The 20,960-nt window shown below is 55.1% G+C and carries 17 protein-coding genes and 7 tRNA genes; 22 read left to right on the top strand and 2 right to left on the bottom strand.

Going from position 1 to position 20,960, the window contains the following annotated elements; translation table 11 throughout:
- Positions 1-105: 105 nt before the first annotated feature.
- Positions 106-2,058: a PTS N-acetyl glucosamine transporter subunit IIABC gene (gene nagE, locus OKF39_RS07265; RefSeq protein ID WP_028012357.1), complete on the bottom strand. Its 1,953-nt coding sequence runs from the start codon at positions 2,056-2,058 to the stop codon at positions 106-108.
- Positions 2,059-2,386: 328 nt separating this feature from the next.
- Between nagE and nagB the strand changes: the two genes are divergently transcribed.
- The 12 genes from nagB (at position 2,387) to OKF39_RS07205 (ending at position 9,252) form a co-directional block, all read left to right on the top strand.
- Entirely contained in the window at positions 2,387-3,187 is an 801-nt protein-coding gene (nagB, locus tag OKF39_RS07260) for a glucosamine-6-phosphate deaminase (protein WP_028012356.1), read from the top strand.
- A 55-nt stretch (positions 3,188-3,242) separates the two neighbouring features.
- Entirely contained in the window at positions 3,243-4,391 is a 1,149-nt protein-coding gene (gene nagA / locus OKF39_RS07255; protein WP_028012355.1) for an N-acetylglucosamine-6-phosphate deacetylase, read from the top strand.
- 8 nt (positions 4,392-4,399) lie between these two features.
- On the top strand, positions 4,400-5,620 hold the full coding sequence (nagC, locus tag OKF39_RS07250; protein WP_048961127.1) for a DNA-binding transcriptional regulator NagC: 1,221 nt from the start codon (positions 4,400-4,402) through the stop codon (positions 5,618-5,620).
- Positions 5,621-5,665: 45 nt separating this feature from the next.
- Entirely contained in the window at positions 5,666-6,418 is a 753-nt protein-coding gene (gene nagD, locus OKF39_RS07245; protein ID WP_479983631.1) for a ribonucleotide monophosphatase NagD, read from the top strand.
- Positions 6,419-6,668: 250 nt separating this feature from the next.
- On the top strand, positions 6,669-8,333 hold the full coding sequence (gene asnB / locus OKF39_RS07240) for an asparagine synthase B (protein WP_193031746.1): 1,665 nt from the start codon (positions 6,669-6,671) through the stop codon (positions 8,331-8,333).
- Between the two features lie 227 nt (positions 8,334-8,560).
- Positions 8,561-8,637: transfer RNA gene (locus tag OKF39_RS07235), tRNA-Met, on the top strand.
- A gap of 7 nt (positions 8,638-8,644) precedes the next feature.
- Positions 8,645-8,729, top strand: a tRNA-Leu gene (locus OKF39_RS07230).
- Between the two features lie 23 nt (positions 8,730-8,752).
- A tRNA-Gln gene (locus tag OKF39_RS07225) sits at positions 8,753-8,827 on the top strand.
- A gap of 32 nt (positions 8,828-8,859) precedes the next feature.
- Positions 8,860-8,934, top strand: a tRNA-Gln gene (locus tag OKF39_RS07220).
- Between the two features lie 17 nt (positions 8,935-8,951).
- A tRNA-Met gene (locus tag OKF39_RS07215) sits at positions 8,952-9,028 on the top strand.
- A gap of 39 nt (positions 9,029-9,067) precedes the next feature.
- A tRNA-Gln gene (locus tag OKF39_RS07210) sits at positions 9,068-9,142 on the top strand.
- 35 nt (positions 9,143-9,177) lie between these two features.
- Positions 9,178-9,252, top strand: a tRNA-Gln gene (locus OKF39_RS07205).
- Between the two features lie 108 nt (positions 9,253-9,360).
- Here the strand turns inward: OKF39_RS07205 and ubiF are convergent.
- Positions 9,361-10,536: a 3-demethoxyubiquinol 3-hydroxylase gene (gene ubiF, locus OKF39_RS07200; protein ID WP_248188279.1), complete on the bottom strand. Its 1,176-nt coding sequence runs from the start codon at positions 10,534-10,536 to the stop codon at positions 9,361-9,363.
- 135 nt (positions 10,537-10,671) lie between these two features.
- On the opposite strand from ubiF, the gene miaB reads away from it, so the two are divergent.
- The 10 genes from miaB (at position 10,672) to rihA (ending at position 20,896) form a co-directional block, all read left to right on the top strand.
- Entirely contained in the window at positions 10,672-12,096 is a 1,425-nt protein-coding gene (gene miaB / locus OKF39_RS07195; RefSeq protein WP_028012350.1) for a tRNA (N6-isopentenyl adenosine(37)-C2)-methylthiotransferase MiaB, read from the top strand.
- 163 nt (positions 12,097-12,259) lie between these two features.
- Positions 12,260-13,306, top strand: coding sequence for a PhoH family protein (locus OKF39_RS07190; protein ID WP_028012349.1), 1,047 nt, complete (start codon positions 12,260-12,262; stop codon positions 13,304-13,306).
- Complete coding sequence (ybeY, locus tag OKF39_RS07185; protein ID WP_003858677.1) at positions 13,303-13,770, top strand: rRNA maturation RNase YbeY; 468 nt, start codon at positions 13,303-13,305, stop codon at positions 13,768-13,770. Before OKF39_RS07190 ends, ybeY begins: the two co-directional genes overlap by 4 nt.
- A gap of 84 nt (positions 13,771-13,854) precedes the next feature.
- A complete protein-coding gene (gene corC, locus OKF39_RS07180; RefSeq protein WP_021242574.1) occupies positions 13,855-14,733 on the top strand; it encodes a CNNM family magnesium/cobalt transport protein CorC in 879 nt (292 codons plus the stop codon).
- A 5-nt stretch (positions 14,734-14,738) separates the two neighbouring features.
- Positions 14,739-16,277 (top strand): apolipoprotein N-acyltransferase, encoded by a 1,539-nt coding sequence (lnt, locus tag OKF39_RS07175; protein WP_045630864.1) that lies wholly within the window; start codon positions 14,739-14,741, stop codon positions 16,275-16,277.
- A gap of 355 nt (positions 16,278-16,632) precedes the next feature.
- Positions 16,633-17,538 (top strand): amino acid ABC transporter substrate-binding protein, encoded by a 906-nt coding sequence (locus tag OKF39_RS07170; protein ID WP_014831086.1) that lies wholly within the window; start codon positions 16,633-16,635, stop codon positions 17,536-17,538.
- 156 nt (positions 17,539-17,694) lie between these two features.
- On the top strand, positions 17,695-18,435 hold the full coding sequence (locus OKF39_RS07165; protein WP_028012347.1) for an amino acid ABC transporter permease: 741 nt from the start codon (positions 17,695-17,697) through the stop codon (positions 18,433-18,435).
- The gene (gene gltK, locus OKF39_RS07160) at positions 18,435-19,109 is read left to right on the top strand and encodes a glutamate/aspartate ABC transporter permease GltK (protein ID WP_028012346.1); all 675 of its coding nucleotides are present in this window, start codon (positions 18,435-18,437) and stop codon (positions 19,107-19,109) included. The genes OKF39_RS07165 and gltK overlap by 1 nt, the downstream gene beginning before the upstream one ends.
- On the top strand, positions 19,109-19,834 hold the full coding sequence (locus OKF39_RS07155; RefSeq protein WP_014883001.1) for an amino acid ABC transporter ATP-binding protein: 726 nt from the start codon (positions 19,109-19,111) through the stop codon (positions 19,832-19,834). The genes gltK and OKF39_RS07155 overlap by 1 nt, the downstream gene beginning before the upstream one ends.
- A gap of 120 nt (positions 19,835-19,954) precedes the next feature.
- Positions 19,955-20,896, top strand: a complete 942-nt coding sequence (rihA, locus tag OKF39_RS07150) for a pyrimidine-specific ribonucleoside hydrolase RihA (RefSeq protein WP_479983630.1) — start codon at positions 19,955-19,957, stop codon at positions 20,894-20,896.
- The last annotated feature ends 64 nt before the right edge of the window (positions 20,897-20,960 follow it).

The raw sequence follows: 20,960 nt of genomic DNA, 5'->3' as shown, positions 1-20,960 counted from the left end.
TTACGGAAAATACGTATCAGATGAAAATAATGGGGGCGTTTGCTGCAAAAAAAAGCGGCGGAGGATATCCCCCGCCGCTTAAGGCATGACTCTACTCAGGAGCGATTACTTGCCTTTAATCTCATACAGCGGTGTCTGACCCGCAACCACCTGACCTTTAGCCTGGAGTACCAGACCGCTAAAGTCGTCGATGTTGCTGCACACGACCGGACTAATCATCGAGCGCGCGTTAGCGTTCAGGAAGTCCAGATCCATTTCCAGAATCGGCTGACCTGCCACCACTTCGGCCCCCTCTTCCACCAGGCGAGTAAAGCCCTGACCGTTCAGCGCAACGGTATCGATCCCCATATGGACAACGATCTCCGCGCCTTTTTCAGTTTCGAGGCAGAACGCGTGGTTGGTGTTGAAGATTTTCACGATGGTGCCTGCCGCCGGAGACACAACGGTTTTGTCCGTTGGTTTCACCGCCACGCCGTCACCGACCGCTTTGCTGGCGAACGCTTCATCAGGCACCTGCTCAAGGTCAACCACGTCACCCGTTACCGGAGAGACCAGCGCGGCCACCGTCACGGCGTTCGGCACGGCCTGCGGCTTCGCTACCGGGGCAGCCGTCGACGCAGGTGCGCTGTCGGCTGATGCCGCTGCGACCGGGCCACGGGCAACCACTTTCTTCATTTCGTCGCCAATGGATTCCGCTTTGGCGCCTACGATAACCTGGATAGTTTGTTTGTTCAGTTTAACCACGCCCGATGCACCAAGGCGTTTACACATTGCGTCGCTTACGCGCGCCGAGTCACCCACCGTCAGACGCAGACGGGTGATACAGGCATCAATCGCTTTCAGGTTGTCAGTCCCACCGACGGCAGCGATATAGCTGGTCGCCAGCTGAGTCAGACCCTCTTCGGTATTGCTGTTGGCTTCGTTGGTGACCACTTCGTCTTTGGTATCTTCGCGGCCCGGTGTTTTGAGGTTAAACATACGAATAACCGCAGTGAACAGCACGAAGTAGATGACGAAGAAGACCAGACCCATTACCACCAGCATCCAGACGTTCTTGCTTGCCGCCGGCAGGTTGTACATCAACACGTAGTCGATCGCGCCTGCAGAGAAGGAGAAGCCAGCATGGATGCCCAGCAGGGTCGCCACAAACAGGCTGATACCGGTCAGGACCGCATGCATGAGGTACAGCACCGGCGCCAGGAACATGAACAGGAATTCCAGCGGCTCGGTTACACCGGTCAGGAACGCGGTAATCGCAACGGACAGCAGCATGCCGCCAACCATTGGGCGACGCGCTTTTGGCGCAGCCAGGTACATTGCCAGTGCAGCGCCCGGCAGACCAAACATCATGATTGGGAAGAAGCCAGACATGAACATACCCGCGGTGCCGTCACCCGCATAGAAGCGGTTGATGTCGCCGTGGAATACAGTGCCCGCAGCATTGGTGAACTCACCAATCTGGAACCAGGCGATGGTGTTCAGCACCTGATGCAGACCGGTTGGGATCAGCAGACGGTTGATAAAACCAAAGATACCTGAGCCCACTGCACCCGCTGAAACAATCCACTCGCCGCCCGCATGGATAGCATGCTGCACCGGCGGCCAGACGTAGCCAAAGATAGCTGCCAGGATCAGGCAGAAAAAGCCCGTCGCAATTGGCACAAAACGTTTACCGCCGAAGAAGCTCAGGAAGTCAGGCAGTTTGATACCCGCCCAGCGGTTGTACACGGCACCACCGACCAGACCGGTAATGATACCCGCCAGTACACCCATGTTGATTTCCGGGTTGATGGTTACCATCGCTTTCGTGAGGATGAAGTAACCTACCGCCCCTGCCAGTGCTGCAGCACCGGCGCTGTCTTTTGACCAGCTTGACGCCACGCCGATGGCGAAAATCAGCGCAAGGTTGTCAAAAATGGCACCGCCTGCCTGGGCAATAAACGGCACGTTAAGAAGATCGGGTTGCCCGAATCGCAGCAGCAACGCTGCAACCGGTAGCACGGCGATAGGGAGCTGCAAAGCCCTACCGAGGCGCTGGAAAAAACCTAAAATATTCATCCTATTCCCCCTACGAGACCCATTATTAAGACTCGCGCATAAACTATGTTTTTATTGTGTCACGAACGATAGATACAGTTGATGATTCACTGGCAGTCTGAGTGTGTGAAAAATTAATTCGTATCGCAAATTAAACACCTATTTTTTGTGATTATTGTCACCAAATATCGTATTCCCTCCTCCCTTTCACTGGCTAACAGCCAAAACTTATTTTATCATTCAAAAAATCAAGACGGATTGATCCGGCCTGAAAGGTTCCAGGTTACGCTTAAGCATCAGGTTCCGATACCCATCCGCCCACTCTTCTACTTAAACTTTGAGGTGAACAATGAGACTGATTCCCCTGGCAACTGCTGAACAAGTCGGTAAATGGGCCGCTCGCCATATCGTTAACCGTATTAATGCCTTCAAGCCTACTGCCGATCGTCCCTTCGTTCTTGGCCTTCCAACCGGTGGTACCCCACTGACCGCGTACAAAGCGCTGGTTGAAATGCATAAAGCGGGCCAGGTTAGCTTTAAACACGTTGTGACCTTCAACATGGACGAATATGTCGGCCTGCCAAAGGAGCATCCTGAAAGCTACCATAGCTTCATGCACCGCAATTTCTTTGATCACGTTGATATCCCAGCTGAAAATATTAACCTGCTGAATGGAAATGCGCCTGATATTGACGCAGAATGCCGTCAGTACGAAGAAAAAATCCGTTCTTACGGTAAAATCCACCTGTTCATGGGTGGCGTGGGCAACGATGGTCATATCGCGTTCAACGAACCAGCCTCTTCTCTGGCTTCCCGTACCCGTATTAAAACGCTGACCCATGACACCCGCGTGGCAAACTCCCGCTTCTTTGACGGTGATGTGAACCAGGTTCCAAAATACGCCCTGACCGTTGGCGTAGGCACCCTGCTGGATGCCGAAGAGGTGATGATTCTGGTACTGGGCGGCGTGAAAGCGCAGGCGCTCCAGGCAGCCGTTGAAGGCAACGTTAACCACATGTGGACCATCAGCTGCCTGCAGCTGCATCCAAAATCAGTCATCGTCTGCGACGAACCGTCCACGATGGAGCTGAAGGTGAAAACGCTGAAATACTTCAACGAGTTAGAAGCTGAGAACATCAAAGGTCTGTAATTGAATAACCGCCTCTTCTGTCAGAGGCGGTCGCTTTTTTTAACCGGGGGTCGATATGTACGCTTTAACCCACGGTCGGATTTATACCGGCCATGAAATTCTGGATGACCATGCGATTGTTATCGCCAATGGCCTGATTGAACGTGTTTGCCCGCTGGCAGAACTGCCGCCGGAGATAGAACAGCGCTCACTCAATGGAGCAGTAATCTCCCCCGGTTTCATCGACGTACAGCTTAACGGCTGCGGCGGTGTGCAGTTCAATGACACCGCCGAGGCGGTGACGGTTGAAACGCTGGAAATCATGCAGAAAGCTAACGAGAAATCAGGCTGCACCAGCTATCTGCCGACGCTCATCACCAGCAGTGATGACCTGATGAAACAGGGTATCCGCGTGATGCGCGAATACCTCGCCAAACACCCGAACCAGGCGCTGGGTCTGCATCTGGAAGGGCCATGGCTGAACATAGTGAAAAAAGGCACGCATAACCCGGATTACGTGCGCAAGCCGGATGCTGAACTGGTCGACTACATGTGTGCCAATGCTGATGTGATCGCTAAAGTGACGCTGGCGCCTGAAATGACCGGTACTGAGGTCATCAGCAAACTGGCTGCCGCCGGGATTGTGGTTTCAGCAGGCCACTCAAACGCCACACTGAAAGAAGCCAAAGCGGGCTTCCGTGCCGGCATTACCTTTGCGACCCACCTTTACAACGCCATGCCGTATATTACCGGCCGTGAACCGGGTCTGGTCGGGGCGATTCTCGACGAACCAGACGTCTACTGCGGCATTATCGCAGATGGCATGCACGTTGATTACACCAACATTCGCAACGCCAAACGGCTGAAAGGTGACAAGCTCTGCCTGGTCACCGATGCCACCGCGCCAGCAGGTGCAAATATTGAGCAGTTCATTTTTGCTGGTAAAACAATATACTACCGCAATGGACTGTGTGTGGATGAAAACGGTACGCTGAGTGGCTCCTCTTTGACCATGATTGAAGGGGTGCGTAATCTGGTGGAGCATTGTGGGATTGCGCTTGATGAAGTCCTGCGTATGGCCACCCTTTATCCGGCTCGCGCCATCGGCGTGGATAAACAGCTCGGCGGAATTGCACCAGGTATGGTTGCAAACCTGACGGCATTCACACACGATTATAAAATTATTAAGACCATCGTTAATGGTAACGAGGTCGTCACTGAGTAAGTAAAAGTATGACACCAGGCGGACAAGCTCAAATCGGTAATGTCGATCTCGTTAAACAACTTAACAGTGCGGCGGTTTATCGCCTGATTGACCAACATGGTCCAATCTCGCGGATCCAGATAGCCGAACAAAGCCAGCTTGCTCCCGCCAGCGTGACAAAAATTACCCGCCAGCTCATTGAGCGCGGTTTGATCAAAGAAGTCGATCAGCAGGCCTCCACCGGGGGCCGCCGCGCCATCTCCATCATTACCGAAACCCGCAACTTTCAGGCCATTGGCGTCCGGCTTGGTCGTCATGACACCACGCTCACGCTGTACGATTTGAGCAGCAAAGCCATTGCGGAAGAGCACTACCCGCTGCCCGAGCGCACTCAGGAGACGCTGGAACACGCGCTGCTGAATACTATCGCGCACTTTATTGAAAGCTGTCAGCGCAAGATCCGCGAACTGATCGCCATCTCCGTCATTCTGCCGGGCCTGGTCGACCCGGAAAGCGGTGTGATCCGATACATGCCGCATATTCAGGTTGAGAACTGGGCGCTGGTCGACGCGCTGGAAAAACGCTTTAAGGTGACCTGCTTTGTCGGCCACGATATTCGATCTTTAGCGCTGGCTGAGCACTACTTTGGTGCGAGTCAGGACTGTGAAGACTCTATTCTGGTGCGCGTACACCGCGGTACGGGCGCAGGCATTATCTCCAATGGCCGTATTTTTATTGGTCGTAACGGTAACGTTGGCGAGATCGGCCACATCCAGGTTGAACCGCTCGGCGAACGCTGCCACTGCGGCAACTTCGGCTGCCTTGAAACCATCGCCGCCAACACGGCCATCGAGCAGCGCGTTCGCCACCTGCTTGAGCAGGGTTATCAAAGCCGCGTCACGCTGGACGAATGCAAGATAGGCACCATCTGCAAAGCCGCCAATAAAGGCGACGCGCTGGCCTGTGAGGTGATCGAGCAGGTAGGTCGCCATCTGGGGAAAACCATCGCCATCGCCATTAACCTGTTTAACCCGCAGAAAGTGGTGATCGCCGGAGAGATTGTTGAAGCGGAAAAGGTGCTGCTGCCCGCCATCGAAGGCTGTATCAACACCCAGGCGCTGAAAGCATTCCGACAGAACCTCCCGGTGGTTCGTTCGAAGCTTGACCATCGCTCGGCGATTGGCGCGTTTGCGCTGGTCAAGCGCGCCATGCTCAACGGGATCCTGCTCCAGCATTTGCTGGAATCCTGATCGGACCTTATAGTAACGCCTTCTTTTTTTGATGTCGGAATGTCCATGACCATTAAGAATGTAATTTGTGATATCGACGGCGTGCTGATGCACGACAACGTTGCCGTGCCGGGTGCTGCGGAGTTTCTTCACCGCATCATCGACAAAGGAATGCCACTGGTTCTACTCACGAACTACCCTTCCCAAACCGGTCAGGATCTGGCGAATCGCTTTGCCACCGCAGGCGTCGACGTGCCGGACAGCGTGTTTTATACCTCCGCAATGGCAACGGCGGATTTCCTGAAGCGTCAGGAAGGAAAAAAAGCCTACGTGGTCGGTGAAGGCGCGCTAATCCACGAGCTGTATAAAGCAGGTTTTACCATTACCGATGTGAACCCGGACTTTGTGATCGTGGGAGAAACGCGTTCCTTTAACTGGGAGATGATGCATAAAGCAGCCTACTTTGTCGCCAATGGTGCGCGCTTTATCGCCACCAACCCGGATACGCACGGCCGTGGTTTCTATCCGGCCTGCGGCGCGCTGTGCGCCGGTATTGAAAAAATCTCGGGCCGTAAGCCTTTTGTTGTCGGCAAACCGAGCCCGTGGATCATCCGCGCCGCGCTGAATACGATGCAGGCACACTCAGAAGAAACCGTCATTGTTGGCGACAACCTGCGCACCGATATTCTGGCTGGCTTCCAGGCAGGGCTTGAAACCATCCTGGTACTTTCTGGCGTCTCGCAGCTTGATGACATCGATACGATGCCCTTCCGACCAAGCTGGATTTACCCCTCTATCGACGAAATCGACGTTATTTGATTCTGAACCACGTCCCAGGGCGTGGTTTTTCATTTTCAGCTTATACAAACAAAACACCATCTAACAAAAAACCATTTTCATTGCATAATCATCAATAAAAGGATGTGTGTCGTACTCTTTTTTCACTATTCCGCAATCACTATTGCACTTTTTCCGTTTTGGCCCGTAAAACCCTTGCGCCCCTCCCCCCTTTTGCGGCATTTTCATAAGCAAGCAACATCACAATGCAACAGGGTTAACGGAGAAGGTTATGTGTTCAATTTTTGGCGTACTGGATATTAAAACTGACGCGGGCGAACTGCGTAAAAAAGCACTCGAATTGTCCCGCCTGATGCGCCATCGCGGCCCGGACTGGTCAGGCGTTTACGCCAGCGACAAAGCGATTCTGGCTCACGAACGCCTGTCGATTGTTGACGTCAACGCCGGTGCACAGCCGCTGTATAACGAGAAAAAAACGCACGCGCTGGCTGTCAACGGTGAAATTTATAACCATCAGGCGCTGCGCGCCGAGTACGGCGACCGCTACGCCTTCCAGACCGGCTCTGACTGTGAAGTGATCCTGGCGCTGTATCAGGAGAAAGGCCCGGAGTTCCTCGACGAGCTGCAAGGCATGTTTGCCTTCGCGCTGTACGACAGCGAAAAAGACGCTTACCTGATTGGCCGTGACCATATCGGTATTATCCCGCTGTACATGGGGCACGATGAACACGGCAACTTCTATGTCGCGTCCGAAATGAAAGCCCTGGTGCCGGTCTGCCGCACCATCAAAGAGTTCCCGGCGGGCAGCTATCTGTGGAGTAAAGACGGTGAAATCCGTTCGTACTACCAGCGCGACTGGTTTGACTATGACGCGGTGAAAGACAACGTGACGGATAAAGCCGAGCTGCGTCAGGCGCTGGAAGATTCCGTGAAAAGCCACCTGATGTCAGACGTGCCTTACGGCGTACTGCTCTCCGGCGGTCTGGACTCCTCCGTGATCTCCGCGATCACCAAGAAATTCGCGGCTCGTCGCGTGGAAGATCAGGAGCGCTCCGAGGCCTGGTGGCCGCAGCTGCACTCCTTTGCCGTGGGCCTGGAAGGGGCACCGGATCTGAAAGCCGCGCAGGAAGTGGCAAACCACCTCGGCACCGTGCACCATGAAATTCACTTCACCGTGCAGGAAGGTCTGGATGCGATCCGCGATGTGATCTATCACATTGAGACCTATGACGTGACCACCATTCGCGCCTCCACGCCGATGTACCTGATGTCGCGTAAGATCAAGGCGATGGGCATCAAGATGGTGCTCTCCGGTGAAGGTTCTGACGAAGTGTTTGGCGGCTACCTGTACTTCCACAAAGCGCCAAACGCCAAAGAGCTGCATGAAGAGACCGTGCGTAAGCTGCAGGCGCTGCATATGTTCGACTGTGCGCGTGCCAACAAAGCGATGTCGGCCTGGGGCGTGGAAGCGCGCGTGCCGTTCCTGGATAAGAAATTCCTCGACGTGGCGATGCGCATCAACCCGCAGGATAAAATGTGCGGCAACGGCAAAATGGAAAAACATATCCTGCGTGAATGTTTTGAATCTTACCTGCCGGCGAGCGTGGCATGGCGTCAGAAAGAGCAGTTCTCTGATGGCGTTGGCTACAGCTGGATCGACACCCTGAAAGAGGTGGCGGCGAAGCAGGTTTCTGACCAGCAGCTGGAAACCGCAAGCTTCCGCTTCCCGTACAACACGCCGGGCTCGAAAGAAGCGTACCTCTACCGTGAGATCTTTGAAGAACTGTTCCCGGTGCCGAGCGCTGCCGAGTGTGTTCCTGGCGGTCCGTCAGTGGCCTGTTCATCCGCAAAAGCCATTGAATGGGATGAATCTTTCAAGGCGATGAACGATCCATCGGGGCGTGCGGTAGGCGTTCACCAGTCCGCCTACAAATAATCACAACGATTTCAAACAGGCCCCTCAGGGGCCTGTTTTTTTTGCCTCACATTTCACCACCAAAAACCGATTAATAACCAATAATTGCCGAATATTCGGCCACGCTGTTCGCAACCTAACCAAACAGTCACATTCCGGCTATTTTCGTTGAAAAAGGTGTTGACGCTGCAAGGGTCTATACGCATAATGCGCCCCGCAACGCCGATAAGGTAACGCGAAAAAAAGATGGCTACGTAGCTCAGTTGGTTAGAGCACATCACTCATAATGATGGGGTCACAGGTTCGAATCCCGTCGTAGCCACCATCTTTTTGCGGGAGTGGCGAAATTGGTAGACGCACCAGATTTAGGTTCTGGCGCCGCAAGGTGTGCGAGTTCAAGTCTCGCCTCCCGCACCATTCCCGGGTAAGCGTTGCACGGATGGGGTATCGCCAAGCGGTAAGGCACCGGTTTTTGATACCGGCATTCCCTGGTTCGAATCCAGGTACCCCAGCCATATTTCTTCGATTTTGCGGTTCTCCGCGGTATTGGGGTATCGCCAAGCGGTAAGGCACCGGTTTTTGATACCGGCATTCCCTGGTTCGAATCCAGGTACCCCAGCCATCGAAGACTGCAGTACTGGCTACGTAGCTCAGTTGGTTAGAGCACATCACTCATAATGATGGGGTCACAGGTTCGAATCCCGTCGTAGCCACCAAATTAAGATTATCGATTTGTTTCGGTAATAAAAAATTGTTGGGGTATCGCCAAGCGGTAAGGCACCGGATTCTGATTCCGGCATTCCGAGGTTCGAATCCTCGTACCCCAGCCAATTTAAAAGTCGTTAAGCAGTCTGTTTAACGCAATTGGGGTGTCGCCAAGCGGTAAGGCTCTGGTTTCTGATACCAGCATTCCGGGGTTCGAATCCCTGCACCCCAGCCACTTAAAACAAACAAGCCCGCTCTGCGGGCTTTTTTGTTTTTGTTGCTCAGAATAGTGCGGCCTGATGCCCTCCCCCTACCCCTCTCCCACGGGGAGAGGGAATTAAGATTAGAGTCCGAGGGCGTATTTCAGCGCCTGACGCTTCAGCCCACCGGCACGCTCTGCCGCCATTAAGCCAATGTTACGCATAATGCGCACCGGGGCCAGGTCATTGCTGAAACCGGCATAGAACAGATCCATCCCTGACTGCATGATGAAGTTATCCGCCATACGGCGCGTCTGGTATCGCTTCAGTACCTGATGGCTGGCCCAGGCTTCCGCGTGAGCGCGTGCGTTGCCCAGCACGTCCAGTAACGCATCGACGTCACGGTATCCAAGATTGACTCCCTGCCCCGCCAGCGGGTGGATGGTGTGTGCCGCATCACCCACCAGCGCCAGCCCTTCTCGAGCATACTGTAAAGCATGACGGCGCGTGAGCGGGAATGCACCTGCGGTGACTGGCGTCACGTTGCCAAGGCGGCTCGGGAAGTGAAGCAGGATCTCGCGCTGCAGCTGCTCCATCGACAGCCCCTGCAGCTGGCGAATGCGCGCCGGTTTGTCGTACCACACCAGCGAAGCCCAGTTATCAAACAGCGGCAAGAATGCATGCGGGCCGTTCGGCGTAAAGTGCTGCCAAGTGCTTTCACCCGGCGCATTCTCACACTGAACGGTGATTAACATGCAGGATTGCTGATATTGCCAGGCATGAACCCCAATACCCGCCATCTCCCTGACCTGCGAGTTAGCGCCATCGGCCCCGACGACCAGCTTCACGGCCAGTTCATCGCCGCTGTCGAGCGTCAGCAAATAGCCGCTTTCATGAGGATGCAGTGCCTTAAGTGACGCAGGCATACGCAGCGTCACCTTCGGATGTGCCTCCAGCGCCTGCCAGAGCGCCAGCTGGAGCACGTTGTTTTCCACCATATAGCCCAGGCGCGGCAGCTTCAGCTCGGCGGCGTCAAACGACACGTGGGCATTTTCCCACTCCCAGGTTTCAAGACGGCTGTAAGGGTGTGCGCGCATCGCCTGCACCGCCTCCCAGACGCCCAGGCCGCGCAGCAGATCGACGGACGCCGCGCTGATGGCGGAAATGCGCACGTCCGGTTTGCTGGCGGGATCAAATGCCGGGGGAGCTGCCTGTTCAATAACGGTTACATCAAATCCCTGCTGCGCCAGCCCCAGCGCCAGCGCGCCGCCGACCATACCGCCGCCGACAACGGCAACTTCGGTGTGTTGGAGTGTCATGGTCAATTTTCCTTATTGGAGAATCCCTTAAGTTTACCGGATTTTTGCGGTCCTGAGACACACAACCTTCATACTGGTCACAACCCCACCAAAGCATTACAATACGCGGCTTGCAATCCTGAGCTGAGCAAGTCGATGACTAAAAAACTCCATATAAAAACCTGGGGCTGTCAGATGAACGAATACGATTCATCCAAGATGGCCGATCTGCTGGATACCACCCACGGATACCAGCTGACTGAAAATGCGAAAGAAGCCGATGTGCTGCTGCTGAACACCTGTTCAATTCGTGAAAAAGCACAGGAAAAAGTCTTTCATGTGTTAGGCCGCTGGAAGCTTCTCAAACGGAAAAATCCGGACCTGATCATTGGCGTCGGTGGCTGCGTCGCGTCGCAGGAAGGTAAGCTGATCCGTCAGAGAGCCCCGTATGTGGATATCGTCTTTGGTCCTCAGACCCTGCACCGCCTGCCGGAGATGATCAATCAGGTTCGCGGTAACCGTAGCCCGGTCGTTGACGTCAGCTTCCCGGAGATCGAGAAATTTGACCGTCTGCCAGAGCCGCGCGCCGATGGCCCGACCGCCTTCGTCTCGATCATGGAAGGCTGCAACAAATACTGTACCTACTGCGTGGTGCCTTACACCCGCGGTGAAGAGGTCAGCCGCCCGGCGGACGACATTCTGTTTGAAATTGCGCAGCTTGCCGCGCAGGGCGTTCGCGAAGTGAACCTGCTGGGCCAGAACGTTAACGCCTGGCGCGGCGAGAACTACGACGGCACCACCGGCAGCTTTGCCGAACTGCTGCGCCTGGTGGCCGCGATTGACGGCATCGACCGTATTCGCTTTACCACCAGCCATCCGATGGAGTTTACCGACGACATCATTGACGTCTATCGCGATACGCCAGAGCTGGTGAGCTTCCTGCACCTGCCGATTCAGTGCGGCTCTGACCGCGTGCTGAACCTGATGGGCCGCCCGCATACGGTGCTGGAGTACAAATCCACCATCCGCAAGCTGCGCGAAGCGCGCCCGGATATCCAGATTAGCTCTGACTTTATCGTCGGCTTCCCAGGCGAAACCGCTGATGACTTCGAGCGCACCATGAAGCTCATCGGTGAAGTGAACTTTGACGTCAGCTACAGCTTCATCTTCTCAGCGCGTCCTGGCACGCCTGCGGCTGACATGGTTGACGACGTGCCGGAAGAAGAGAAAAAGCAGCGTCTGTATATTCTTCAGGAACGCATCAACCAGCAGGCCAACGCCTGGAGCCGCCGCATGCTCGGCACCGTCCAGCGCATTCTGGTGGAAGGCACCTCCCGCAAGAGCATCATGGAGCTGTCCGGTCGTACCGAGAACAACCGCGTGGTGAACTTCGAAGGCACCCCGGACATGATCGGTAAATTTGTGGACGTCGAAATTGTCGAAGTGCTGACCAACTCGCTGCGCGCGAAGGTGGTACGCACCGAGGACGAAATGGGCCTGCGTATTGCCGAGTCACCGGAATCCGTTATTTCTCGTACCCGCAAAGAAAACGATTCTGGCGTTGGGATTTACCAGCCTTGATCCTTCAGGCCTGCCTCTTCGGCAGGCCTTGTATTTCCTCTCATCACCCCCAATATCTACCGCAACGCTTGCGCCTTTATTCTGTGGCGTGAATAATTTCGGTAATGACCGTTCTATTGCGCCGTGTGGCAGCGGGTCAGTTAACCAATTAAAGAGGAACAGTTTGAACATAGATACGCGTGAAATTAGCCTTGAGCCCGCAGACAACGCTCGCCTGCTGAGCCTGTGCGGGCCGTTTGATGACAACATCAAACAACTGGAGCGACGTCTGGGTATCGAAATCAATCGTCGCGATAACCATTTCAAACTCACCGGACGCCCTATCTGCGTCAACGCGGCAGCAGATATTCTACGCAGCCTGTATGTCGATACCGCCCCGATGCGCGGCGAAATTCAGGATATCGAGCCGGAACAGATCCACCTCGCCATTAAAGAGGCGCGCGTGCTTGAGCAGAGCGCGGAAAGCGTGCCGGACTACGGCAAGGCGATCAATATCAAGACCAAGCGTGGCGTCATCAAGCCGCGTACGCCGAACCAGGCGCAGTACATCGCCAACATTCTTGACCATGACATCACCTTCGGCGTGGGTCCCGCGGGTACAGGTAAAACCTATCTGGCGGTTGCCGCTGCGGTGGATGCGCTGGAGCGTCAGGAGATCCGTCGTATCCTGCTGACCCGTCCTGCCGTTGAAGCGGGTGAAAAACTCGGCTTCCTGCCGGGCGATTTGAGTCAGAAAGTGGACCCCTATTTGCGCCCGCTGTACGACGCGCTGTTTGAAATGCTCGGCTTCGAGAAAGTGGAGAAGCTGATCGAACGTAACGTGATCGAAGTGGCCCCGCTCGCCTACATGCGCGGCCGCACGCTCAACGACGCGTTCATCATTCTCGATGAAAGCCAGAACACCACCATCGAACAGATGAAAATGTTCCTGACGCGTATCGGCTTCAACTCGAAAGCGGTGATCACCGGTGACGTCACCCAGATCGACCTGCCGCGCAGCACTAAATCAGGCCTGCGCCACGCCATTGAGGTGCTGTCAGAGGTAGACGAAATTAGCTTTAACTTCTTCCACAGTGAAGACGTCGTTCGCCACCCGGTGGTCGCGCGCATCGTTAACGCCTATGAAGCCTGGGAAGAGGCGGATCAAAAACGCAGGGCCGAACAGGCCGCGGAACGTAAGCGCGAAGCGCAGGAGCAAGAACAGAAATGAGTCAGGTGATCCTCGATTTACAGCTGGCATGTGAAGACAATTCCGGCATGCCAGAAGAGGCACAGTTTCAGAAATGGCTGGATGCGGTAATCCCCCAGTTTCAGGAAGAATCAGAAGTCACGATTCGCCTGGTGGATGAAGCGGAAAGCCATGAGCTTAACCTGACCTACCGCGGGAAAGATAAGCCAACCAACGTGCTCTCTTTCCCGTTCGAAGCGCCGCCGGGTATTGAGATGCCGCTGCTGGGCGATCTGATCATCTGCCGTCAGGTGGTTGAGCAGGAAGCCAAAGAGCAGCAGAAACCGCTGGAAGCCCACTGGGCGCATATGGTGGTACACGGCAGCCTGCACCTGCTGGGCTACGACCACATTGAAGATGACGAAGCGGAAGAGATGGAGTCCCTTGAGACAGAGATAATGCTTGCTCTGGGCTATGAGGATCCGTACATTGCCGAGAAAGAATAGTCAGTTACTGACTACCATGCCGCCGCGCAGGGACATAGCGCGGCGGTTAACATTGAACTAACAAGAGAACCCTTAACAAACGCCATGAGCGACGACAATTCACACAGTAGCGACACGACAACCAGTAAAAAGGGATTTTTCTCCCTCATTCTGAACCAGCTTTTCCACGGCGAGCCGAAAAACCGTGATGAACTGCTGGAGCTGATTCGTGATTCCGGGCAGAACGACCTTATCGACGAAGATACGCGCGAAATGCTCGAAGGGGTCATGGACATTGCCGACCAGCGCGTCCGCGACATCATGATCCCCCGCTCGCAGATGATCACCCTGAAACGTAACCAGACGCTGGACGAGTGCCTCGATGTGATCATCGAATCCGCCCACTCGCGTTTCCCGGTCATCAGCGAAGATAAAGATCACATCGAAGGGATTTTGATGGCCAAAGATCTGCTGCCGTTTATGCGCAGCGATGCCGAAGCCTTCAGCATGGAAAAAGTGTTACGCCAGGCCGTGGTCGTGCCGGAAAGTAAACGTGTGGATCGGATGCTGAAAGAGTTTCGCTCTCAGCGTTACCACATGGCGATTGTTATTGATGAATTCGGCGGTGTCTCAGGTCTTGTCACGATCGAAGATATTCTTGAGCTGATCGTGGGCGAAATCGAAGACGAGTACGACGAAGAAGAAGATATCGACTTCCGTCAGCTTAGTCGCCACACCTGGACCGTGCGCGCGCTGGCCTCGATTGAAGATTTCAACGACGCCTTCGGTACCCACTTCAGCGATGAAGAGGTCGATACCATTGGCGGGCTGGTGATGCAGGCCTTTGGCCATCTTCCGGCGCGCGGTGAGACCGTTGACATCGACGGTTACCAGTTCAAAGTGGCAATGGCCGACAGCCGACGTATTATACAGGTTCACGTCAGAACGCCGGACGATTCACCGGTGCCAAAACTGGAAGATTAATGTAAATGGCATTTGCCCCATTGCTTGAACGCCAGCGCGTCCGTTTGCTGCTGGCGCTGTTACTCGGAGCCAGCGGTACGCTGGCTTTTTCTCCTTACGATATCTGGCCCGCGGCTATTCTCTCCCTGATGGGGCTTCAGGGGTTAACCCTGAATCGTCGTCCGGTACAGGCCGCTGCGATCGGCTACTTCTGGGGGCTGGGGCTATTTGGCTCCGGCATTAACTGGGTCTACGTCAGCATCGCACAGTTTGGCGGGATGCCGGGGCCGGTTAACGTCTTCCTGGTCGTCCTGCTCGCCGCCTATCTCTCGCTCTATACCGGTCTGTTCGCCGGAATTCTCTCTCGCCTGTGGCCTAAAACCACCTGGCTTCGTGTCGCCATTGCCGCGCCGGTGGTCTGGCAGATTACCGAGTTCCTCCGCGGCTGGGTGCTGACCGGCTTCCCGTGGCTGCAGTTCGGCTACAGCCAGATTGACGGCCCGCTGAAAGGTCTGGCACCGGTAATGGGCGTTGAAGCCATTAACTTCCTGCTGATGGTGGTGAGCGGCCTGCTGGTACTGGCGCTGGTCACGCGCGGCTGGAAGCCGCTGGCTGTGGCGCTGGTGCTGTTCGCCCTGCCCTTCCCGCTGCGCTATATCCAGTGGTTCACGCCCGAGCCCGAGCGCGCCATGCAGGTTTCCATGGTGCAGGGGAATATCCCGCAGTCCATGAAGTGGGACGAAAAAGAGCTGCTGAACACGCTGAAGATCTACGCCAACGCCACCGAAGAGGTGATGGGCAAATCGCAGCTGATTATCTGGCCAGAATCCGCTATTCCCGATCTGGAAATTAACCAGCAGCCGTTCCTCAACATGATGAACGATCTGCTGGTGGCGCGTGGCAGCACCCTGATTACCGGCATTGTTGATGCGCGCCTGAATCAGCAGAACCGCTACGACACCTACAACACCATTATTACGCTCGGCAAAGACAGCGAATACAGCTACCACTCCACCGACCGGTACAACAAGAACCACCTCGTGCCGTTCGGTGAATTTGTGCCGCTGGAGTCTATTTTGCGTCCGCTGGCACCGTTCTTTGACCTGCCGATGTCCTCCTTCAGCCGCGGTCCGTACGTTCAGCCCCAGCTTCACGCGCACGGTCTGGCCCTGACGGCCGCCATCTGCTACGAAATCATCCTCGGCGAGCAGGTGCGCGATAACTTCCGCCCGGACACCGACTATCTGCTGACCATCTCCAATGATGCGTGGTTCGGTAAATCAATCGGCCCGTGGCAGCACTTCCAGATGGCACGCATGCGTTCTTTGGAGCTGGCGCGTCCGCTGCTGCGTAGCACCAATAACGGCATCACCGCCGTGATTGGCCCGCAGGGCGAAATCCAGGCCATGATCCCGCAGTTCACCCGTGAAGTGCTGACAACCAAAGTCACGCCAACCACGGGCCTGACGCCGTACGCCCGCACCGGCAACTGGCCGCTGTGGATCCTGACCGCGCTGTTCGGCTTTGGCGCCGTGCTGATGAGCCTGCGTCAGCGTCATAAATAATCTTGCCTTCTGATGCCGGGTGGCGGCTGCGCCTTACCCGGCAATTTCCTCCCAATCTTCAATTCTGGCACGCCTGTTGCTTTATTTATTCACGTAAACGCTGTCTGGCTTAACGTGCAACCTTGTCGCACCAGTGTAGATCGTCGCTAGCACCGAAACGGTGCAACGGGAGATTATTGCCTCTGAATGGTGCGGCGCGCTTCGCAAAAATAAACAATAACGCAGCAAAATCTTTACATTAAGCCAGACTAAATGTTAACAAGCTTGCATAACACTGCACTCGCATTGCGCGAGATATAACAACATCACAATGGGTATCTATGCGTCACTGGCGCTGATAAGAAAGGAGTTGGGTATGCAATTACGTAAACTGGCCACAGCAATGCTGGTTATGGGAATGTCCGCAGGCGTGGTTCACGCTGAAGACGCTCCGGCAGCAGGCAGCACTCTCGACAAGATTGCCAAAAACGGCGTCATCGTGGTCGGCCACCGTGAATCTTCCGTCCCGTTCTCTTACTACGACAACACGCAAAAAGTCGTAGGCTATTCACAGGATTACTCCAACGCTATCGTTGAAGCTGTGAAGAAAAAGCTGAACAAACCTGACCTGCAGGTGAAGCTGATCCCAATCACTTCACAGAACCGTATTCCGCTGCTGCAAAACGGCACCTTTGACTTCGAGTGTGGTTCCACCACCAACAATCTGGAGCGTCAAAAACAGGCGGCCTTCTCTGACACCATCTTTGTCGTGGGCACCCGTCTGCTGACCAAGAAGGGCGGCGCAATCAAAGATTTTGCGGACCTGAAAGGCAAAGCGGTCGTTGTGACCTCCGGTACCACTTCTGAAGTCCTGCTGCACAAGCTGAACGACGAGAAGAAAATGGATATGCGCATCATCAGCGCGAAAGACCATGGCGACTCCTTCCGTACGCTGGAAAGCGGTCGTGCCGTCGCGTTTATGATGGATGACGCCCTGCTGGCGGGCGAACGTGCGAAGGCGAAGAAACCAGACAACTGGGATATCGTCGGTACCGCGCAGTCCAAAGAAGCCTACGGCTGCATGCTGCGTAAAGACGATCCGCAGTTCAAAAAGCTGATCGATGACACTATCGCCCAGGTGCAGACCTCCGGCGAAGCGGAAAAATGGTTCGACAAGTGGTTTAAGAACCCGATTCCACCAAAAAATCTCAATATGAACTTTGAACTGTCTGACGACATGAAAGCGCTGTTCAAATCTCCAAATGACAAGGCTCTTAACTAATTAGAACAACAGGGGCGGGATCTCCTGCCCTCTCGATTGTCGGGAAGCATGGACAGACATATACGCTGAGTGGTCGTTCCCCACTCAGCGCGAAAAAAGAGCTTCTCACCAATCTTCGAGGGTAGCGCTGCTACCCTCTTTTTTCTGGAGTTTATTATGTCAATAGACTGGAACTGGGGCATCTTCCTGCAACAAGCCCCGTTCGGCAACACCACCTATCTTGGCTGGCTGTGGAGCGGCTTTCAGGTTACCGTGGCATTATCGATAACGGCGTGGATCATCGCGTTTCTTGTCGGTTCGCTGTTCGGTATTCTGCGAACCGTCCCTAACCGTTTTCTTTCAACAATTGGCACACTGTATGTGGAGCTGTTCCGTAACGTTCCGCTCATCGTGCAGTTCTTTACCTGGTATCTGGTCATCCCGGAACTGCTGCCGGAAAATATTGGCATGTGGTTCAAGTCGGAGCTGGATCCGAACGTGCAGTTCTTTGTCTCCTCCATGATGTGTCTGGGGCTGTTTACCGCTGCGCGCGTTTGCGAGCAGGTGCGTGCCGCCATTCAGTCATTGCCACGCGGACAAAAAAATGCGGGCCTGGCGATGGGCCTGACCCTGCCACAAACCTACCGCTACGTGCTGCTGCCTAACGCCTACCGCGTTATCGTTCCACCGATGACCTCTGAGATGATGAACCTGGTGAAAAACTCGGCCATCGCCTCAACCATCGGCCTGGTGGATATGGCTGCACAGGCGGGCAAGCTGCTGGATTACTCCGCTCATGCGTGGGAATCCTTCACCGCGATCACGCTCGCGTATGTTCTGATTAACGCTTTCATCATGCTGGTGATGAACCTGGTTGAACGCAAAGTACGCCTGCCGGGCAATCTGGGAGGCAAATAATGTACGAATTTGACTGGAGTTCTATTGTTCCATCCATGCCTTACCTGCTCGATGGCCTGGTGATTACCCTAAAGATCACCGCGATCGCTATCGTCGTGGGTATCGTCTGGGGTACCCTGCTGGCCGTCATGCGCCTGTCGAGCTTTAAGCCGCTCGCCTGGTTTGCGACTGCCTACGTTAACGTCTTCCGCTCCATCCCGCTGGTGATGGTGCTGCTGTGGTTTTACCTGATTGTTCCAGGCTTCTTACAGAATGTGCTGGGACTGTCGCCGAAAACCGACATCCGCCTGATCTCTGCGATGGTGGCGTTCTCGATGTTTGAGGCCGCTTACTATTCAGAGATTATCCGTGCGGGTATCCAGAGTATCTCCCGTGGGCAGTCCAGCGCCGCGCTGGCGCTGGGAATGACGCACTGGCAGTCCATGCAGCTCATCATTCTGCCTCAGGCGTTTCGCGCCATGGTTCCGCTCCTGCTGACCCAGGGTATCGTGCTGTTCCAGGATACCTCTCTGGTTTACGTTCTGAGTCTGGCGGACTTCTTCCGTACCGCGTCGACCATAGGTGAACGTGATGGTACGCAGGTCGAGATGGTGCTCTTCGCGGGTGCGGTCTATTTTGTGATTAGTTTAAGCGCGTCGCTGCTGGTCAGCTGGCTGAAGAAAAGGACGGTATAATGATTTCCCTGAAAAATGTTTCTAAATGGTATGGGCACTTTCAGGTGCTGACCGACTGCTCCACCGAAGTCAAAAAAGGCGATGTGGTGGTGGTGTGCGGGCCGTCCGGTTCCGGTAAGTCTACGCTGATCAAAACGGTTAATGGTCTGGAGCCTGTGCAGCAGGGCGAAATTGTTGTTAACGGCACGAAAGTGAACGACAAGAAAACCAACCTGGCCCAGCTTCGCTCTCACGTCGGCATGGTGTTCCAGCATTTTGAGCTATTCCCTCATCTGTCCATTATTGAGAACCTGACGCTGGCTCAGGTCAAAGTGCTCAAGCGTGATAAAAAAGCGTCGCGCGAAAAGGGGCTCAAGCTTCTGGAGCGCGTGGGGCTTTCTGCACATGCCGATAAGTTCCCGGCACAGCTTTCCGGCGGCCAGCAGCAGCGTGTGGCGATTGCGCGCGCGCTGTGCATGGATCCGGTGGCGATGCTGTTCGATGAGCCCACATCAGCGCTCGATCCTGAAATGATCAACGAAGTGCTGGACGTGATGGTCGAGCTGGCGCACGAAGGGATGACCATGATGGTGGTGACGCACGAAATGGGCTTCGCCCGTAAAGTGGCCAACCGCGTGATCTTCATGGACGAAGGTAAAATTGTCGAAGACTCACCGAAAGAAGAGTTCTTCGCCAACCCGAAATCCGAACGCGCGAAAGATTTCCTCGCGAAAATCCTGCACTAATCTTCTCGGTGCGCAATCTGCGGATTGCGCACTGCTTCACGCTTTAGATCTCTTTTTCTATTCGGCGTCACATCGCAGCGTTAACCTTGTCACAAAATAATGCTAAGAATGGAGAACGCTATGGCACACCCTATAATTCTCGACTGCGATCCGGGTCATGATGACGCGATCGCGCTCGTCCTCGCGCTTGCCTCCCCTGAACTGGACGTGAAAGCGGTCACCTCGTCCGCCGGAAATCAGACGCCGGACAAAACCCTGCGCAACGTTTTACGAATGCTGACGCTGCTGAAACGCACCGATATTCCTGTCGCAGGCGGCGCCGTTAAGCCGCTGATGCGCGAGCTGATCATTGCCGACAACGTTCACGGTGAAAGCGGGCTGGATGGCCCGGCGCTGCCGGAGCCAGGTTTCACACCGCAAGACTGCACCGCCGTCGAGCTAATGGCGAAGGTGCTGCGTGAAAGCGCAGAGCCCGTGACGCTGGTGGCTACCGGCCCGCAGACCAACGTTGCGCTTCTGCTGAACAGCCATCCGGAACTGCGCAGTAAAATCGCCCGTATTGTGATTATGGGTGGGGCTATGGGGCTAGGGAACTGGACGCCTGCGGCCGAATTCAACATCTTTGTTGATCCGGAGGCTGCGGAGATCGTCTTCCAGTCGGGCCTGCCGATTGTGATGGCGGGGCTGGACGTGACGCATCGGGCACAGATTATGGCAGACGATATTGAGCGCTTCCGCGCCGTGGGCAACCCGGTTGCGACAACCGTAGCCGAGCTGCTCGACTTCTTTATGGAGTATCACAAAGCCGAGAAATGGGGCTTTCACGGCGCGCCGCTGCATGACCCGTGCACCATCGCCTGGCTGCTGAAGCCTGAAATGTTTACCACGGTGGACAGATGGGTTGGCGTGGAGACGCAGGGGAAATATACCCAGGGGATGACGGTGGTGGATTACTATTCGCTGACGGGAAATAAACCGAATACGACGCTGATGGTGGATATCGACCGGGAGGCGTTTGTGGATTTGCTGGCGGAAAGACTTGCTTACTATTGTGCGGCCTGACGCCCTCACCCTGGCCCTCTCCCTGTACAGTCCGGGGACATGGTAGACAGGTGTTCGGGGACAT

This window comes from Enterobacter cloacae complex sp. HYC042_NIDB (genome assembly GCF_056673315.1).
This window is presented reverse-complemented; position numbering and strand designations above follow the sequence as displayed.